Below are 6430 nucleotides of genomic sequence, written 5' to 3' on the forward strand. Positions count from 1 at the left end.
ACCAAGACCACCACTGCTCATTAACCCTGATTTTTTCTTTTTTGTTTCTTCTTTTCGGTAATATGACTCTTCTGCGGCATTAACCATAATATCTTTATCGGCATAGAGATTGACATCATGGGTACCAACTACCTGACTACCGGTTACGGTTAAATTATTGCCAGCATCAATGGTTATACTGTTAGCTGATAGTGAGCTGCCTTTTTGTGTTGTGTTATCTATTTCTGTATGTTCGGTAATCGATTGTTTATTGAGTAAGCCTTTAGACGTCGATTTATGATGCTCAGAGAGGCTTAACCGCTCTTGGTCGCTGCTAATATCAATATCATGCTGCGCAAGTAAGTTTAATGATTGATTGCTTGCGATATCCGCCGATTTCATGCGAATATCATTACCCGCTATTAGGTTTAAGTCACCATTGGTAAAAATTTCACTACCAACAATATTTTCAATATCAACTTTGCGGTAGTTGTTTTTATTCCAAAATGCTTCTTGCTTACTTTCTGTTTTTAAGGTCGATAAATTAATATCGTGACCAGCAATAAGGTTGGTTTTTCCCTCTTTACCTTCATTAATGAGTAACGCTGCACCCAGATTGATATCATGCCCCGCTTTTAAGCGAATATCACCATCTTTGACATTAATACTCGAGACCTGATCAATCACCGTATTAACACTTTTGTTTTGTCCGTAATAAGATGCTGTCGTCGATGTGGTGCTATTTAAATTAATATCATTGTTGGCTGATAGATAAACTAATTTATCAGCATTAAATTTACCGCTGCTATTTATACTATCTTTAGCATTAATTACGATCGAATTAGCATCAATCGTACCGCGATTATTGACGTTGTTCGCTGCTATCGCCACGCGATCTTTACCTAAAATCAGGCCTGATGAGTCAATATCATCTGTTGCATACACGGTCACATTTTTCCCAGCTAACAGTGCACCGTCAGTATTCACTCGTGCGTGATTAACCAAATAAACTTGAGGCACCAGTACCGTTACTGCTTGACCATCAACAATGACGGTTTTACTTTCCATCCAAACCATATCGGTAGTGAGTAGTCGCATTTGGTCAGCAGAAAGTGAGGCGCCAATTGGTAATCCATAGTGCTCAGCAAACGCAATACCTGCGTCCATTAGTGCTTTATACTGTTCAAGATCACTTGAATAATCACCTAAATATCGCTGACCGGTTAACGTAACAATTTGTTCACGAATGAGCTGTTGTTCATAGTAGCCATCGCCCAGCCGTTTTTGGATGTTATTGGGGTCAACTCGCAGGCGATTAAGCATATAGTCTGAACTTAACCATTTTTTGCGATTGGTAAAGCGAGAGTCCGTTTCAATTAAATAGTTGGACTCTGGGCTTTTATTGACAATATAAATGCTGTTTTTAGGTAGGCTGGTATTTGGTTCGGTATAACTGATCGATTCGGTATATTGTTGTTTATTCACCGAATCAATAGACGGGTGTTGATTGACGTTATTATCAATAACGGATGTATTTTGGTTATCAACTTTTTCGGTTTTAATGGTTGTTTTGCCTTGCGATAAGTCAGTAATGGGCTTAGCTTCAGCAATGGTTATGTCACCTTTTTCTTTACCTTTTGCAATAAGTGAATCAGATAAACCATCGAGCTGTTGATCAGCTTTAACATCTTTATTTATGGTCTGGATAGCTTGCCCTGCTGCAACATGAATAGTTTCACGCTCGGTTGGGGTAAGCTTACTGTTATTGATATTAGTATGATCTTCCATTTTAGCGTGTTGAAGCTCAATAGTGGTTATCGATTGGTTAAAATATTTTGATTCATCTTCCCCTGTCGTGTATACGGCTTTACCGTTGTGATTGTGTTTATTTCGGTAATGCCAAATTTGTGTTCCGATATCGGTAATCGTTCGTTTACCTTTCAGTGAATAATTGTTGAGCGTATCGGTTGTAACCAATAAATTATTGCCTGCCAATATTTTACTATTATCATTTTCAATATGATGAGCTTGAATAATCAGATCATTGCCAGAAATAATTTCTGCAGGCTCACTCACTTTAATTTTTGTTTCATAGATATTTTTTGTATATCGATATTCGTGATATTTATACGTGCTACCAAACTCACCCTTATTAGAATGTAATACGGGATATCGATGGCGTTTTTTAGGGCTCGTTCTAATGGTGACTTCTTCCGGTTTAAAACGCCTTGCATGACCCATAGGGGTATATTCGGTAATCGGTTGGCTACTAATTAACACGTCGTCTGTTTCAATATGATCATTAATATTGTTAATTTGACTAACATTTAATCGCATATTGTTAGTACTTTCGATTCGTGCCGAATGATTATTTAATGTTTTACCATTGATTTGCATATCCCCTAAACTTAGGAGCAAGGCATGATTAGTATTGTTAATCGTATTCACATCCAAAAGCAGGGATTGTCTTGCGGCAATCGTTGGGGTAATTTGGCTGTTTAACGCAGCAGCGTTGTTATTCACTTCATTGGCTTTGATATGAATGGTATCACCATATAGGCGTGCCGCATCAAGGTTATCAAATTGTTGTGTTAAATCAATGTTAACATCTTCACCATCAATTAAACCTTGATTAACAAAGTTATTGCCACTAATGTCAATTTTTTGTGATTCAATAATGCCATTTTGTGTGTTTTTGCCAATATCACTAGTCAATGTGACGCTTTGGCCAGAAGAGATTTTACCCTGGTTATTAATTTGATTGGCTTTAATTGATATTTGATTGTTGGCAATCAAACTTTTTATATTATTAAAACCATTCATCAAATTTAAAACGATACTATTTTCAGCACGCAGCTCTCCATCGCCGGTTAATTGATTAGCAACAATGGCGATATCTTTTGCTAATAAATAGGCTTGACTATTGATTACATTGTTTGCCTGGATATTTAATATATTTTTAGCGATGAAATTAGCCAGTTGGTTATCAAGTGCCTGACTTTCTAACTCAATTTGATCTGCATTAAGTATTGCATGATAATTAATTACATCATTTGCAATTATTTTTAGTAAACTGGCTGTTTCCAGTTTGGATTCACTATTGTTAATCGTATCAGCTTTAATGAAAATGTCTTGATTAGCCATTAATGTTGAATGTTGGTTATCGATGGTGCCTTGCGTTTGCAATTTTATTTGTTGCAAGGCTGTCAGCTGCGCTGAGTTATTTATTAAATTATTCTCAGCATTTAGAATAATATTCCCTACGCTCAGCAGTTTTGCCTCATTATTATTCATTGTTTTTGCATTGAGCGCTAACTCCCCTTTAGCTTGTATATCCGCAGATTGATTATTGATCTCATTGGATTGAATATTTAAATCACTTTCTGCAATTAATTGCGCTCGATGATTATTAACACTATTGGTTGTAATTGATAAAAGACCTTTACTACTTAATTCTGCTGCCTCATTATCTAAATCGTTCGCATGAATAATAAGACCATTTTGACCTGCGACTAATGTCGCTTTTTCATTGTTAATATTACCGTTAACATTGATTTGCATGCCACCTTTAGCTTGTAAGGCAGCATCTTGGTTGTTAAGGTTGAAGCCATTGATTTTAATAACGTTATCCGCTAACCATAACGCCTGTTGATTGTTTATCTCGTCACTCTTTACAATGATATTTTGTTTGGCAGATAATGTTGCTTGTTGGTTATTGGTATTCGCTGCATCAATTTCTATTGAATCATTTGAAATCAACGTTGCTGTTTGATTATTAAGTTGATTTGTTTGAATGTGAATGGCTTTATCGGCATTGAAATAAGCTAATTGATTAGACAGTTCGTTTACGTAAAACGAAATTTCACCGCCAGCAATTAAGGTCGCATTATCATTATTGATTCGATTTGTTTTGATTGAAATATCACTATTCGTTTTAATTATTGCTTTTTGATTATTTATGTCTTCACTTTCAACAGTTATTTTATTTAGACTCACCCATTTGGATAATGAGCTGTCGATTTTTTTTGCTTTGATATTCAGCGAGTCATCTGTCTTTAACGTCGCGGATTGACTATTTAATTCATTTGCATTAAGTGTGATAGATTTGCTGGCTGCCAATAGATTATTGTAATTATTAATCACATTGGCATTCATCTCCATTTGTCCTTGAGCTCGAATGTCTGCCTGCTGATTGTTTAATAAATCCTTCGCATCAAATACCACATTACCCACTGCTATCATCGTCGATTGTTGGTTGTTAATGTTTGTTGCTTGCATGACAAGATCATGTGCAGATTTAATTTTTGCATTGTTATTATCAATCTGCTGCGCTGCAAGTTTAAGTTGTTCACCTGCAATAAGGGTGGCATGACTATTATCCATACTCTCCGTTGCAACCATTAATAGTGCTTTAGCAGCTTGTAGAGCAATATCACGATTATTCAGCGTGTTAGCATGGATATCTATTGAATCTTGACCTATAATTTGTGCGTTCTGGTTATTAATTTTATCCGCTAAAATCTGAATATTTGCTAATGCATTAATAAGCGCATTTTGGTTGTTAATGATGTTTGAATTTAACGTTATTGCACCATAGCTGAGTAATTGGCTATTGATATTGTTTAAATTAAGCGTCTTAAATAAAATGTTTTTATAACTTGATATAGATGAATTTTGATTGTTGAATATTTGTGTGTTGACTGTTGTCTTGCCTTCACTGATCCATTTCGAATCATTATTGTCTAATTGTGAAACCGCAGTGATAGCTATATCATCTTTAGCACTTAAAGTTGCAGTATTTAATTTGATATTATCAGCATTGATACTTACCTGTTTTTCACTAATAATTAATCCATTTGTAACATCAATATTGTTATCTGCGTTAAGTTCAATACCTTGTTTGCCTTTAATTTTTACTTGTTGGGCATCAATCGTATGGCTATTGATATCAATATTACCATTACTCGCAATTAATCCTTGATTGGCGAATAATTGTTGGGCAGTAATCATGATACGATCACTTGCATTAAGCTCAGCATTATTATTGTTAATACTTTCACCATTGAGCTCTAAACTTGCATTAGTGAGTAATAGTGCAGAAGCATTATTGATGTTATTGGCATAAATTGATATTAATTTAGCTGCCTGAATATTAGCTTGCTCATTATTAATATCCTTACCATGAAGGCTAAGTTTACCGGTTGTGATAATGTTTGTATTGCTATTATTAATTGATGACGAGTTCATATTTACATCATCAACAGCAATCAACTTGGCTGACTCATTATTTAATTGCGTTGAATTAATAGACAAATACCCATTTGTTTTTAATTCTGCTGATTGATTGTCTATTTGTTGTCCATCAATAAAAATACCGTTTAATGCGGTCAGTTTTGCATATTGATTGAAGAATTGTTGCACATTGATTTTGATAGCATTTTCGGAAATGAATGTAGCGGCATTGTTATCAACATATTTACTCGCTATATTGATAGTCCCCTTGGCACTTAAACTCGCATGTTGATTATTCACTTTATGTGTTGCATTAATCGTGAGTGAATCTTCTGTTAATAACTGAGATTGTTGATTATCAAAAAATACGCTATCAATGTTGAGATATTTTTTTGACTGTAATATTGACTGGCGATTTGCTAAGGTATCGGCTTTTATTTGTAGCTGATCATTACTGACTAAAAGTGAATCATTATTAGTGATATCTTGACTTTGTAAGTGAATTGCACCTTCAGCCAACAGCGTTGCATGGTCATTATCAATAGCATACTGCGCATTAAAATAAATGCCTTTACCCGCATTTAGCTTTGATTGCGCATTATTAATTTTATCAGCACTAAATGTGATATCGTCATTCGCTAATATTGTCGATTGTTGATTGTCAATTAACTTCGCCTTTGCCACATAACGGGTTTGGGTTTTAGCTTGGATATTTCGACTATCAATAGAATAAGTTGCATGCAAATTAATCTCTTGTTCACTGTTTATTTTTGCATGACTAATATTAATGTTTTCAGCTGAAAAAGTGACTGTTTGGGCAACATTTTGACTATTTGTTAAATCAACACTTTTTTGCGCATCAATTTTAATGCGTTGACCAGCTAGGTTTTTACCTGTTAGTGATATATTTTCAGCCTGTGCAATAATATCACTTTTTTGTGTTAATTTACCTTCTTCATCAATACCTGCTGCAAGCAAACTTGTTGATGTGCTATTAATGGTTTTAGATTTAAGGTCGACATTTTTCTTAGCGACAATATTCCCTTCGTTAACTATCGCGCCTTGACTGGTGAGTTGAATAGATTGTCGACTATTAATGTGTTTTTGATTAACAATATCATTTTGACTGGTGAAATTAATACTTTGTTGAGCCTGAATTGCACCTTGATTGGTGATTTTACCATCAGCACTGATAACAATACTGCCGGCACTGGCACCG

At 34.9% G+C, this 6430-nt stretch carries 1 protein-coding gene; it reads right to left on the reverse strand.

What is annotated here, in order from left to right:
• Positions 1–6430 (reverse strand): hemagglutinin repeat-containing protein (locus J3U56_RS11775; protein WP_267367870.1); only part of this gene is annotated, 6430 nt, incomplete at both ends.

The sequence above is a fragment of the Gilliamella sp. B2824 genome (assembly GCF_026536245.1).
GTDB lineage: Bacteria > Pseudomonadota > Gammaproteobacteria > Enterobacterales > Orbaceae > Gilliamella.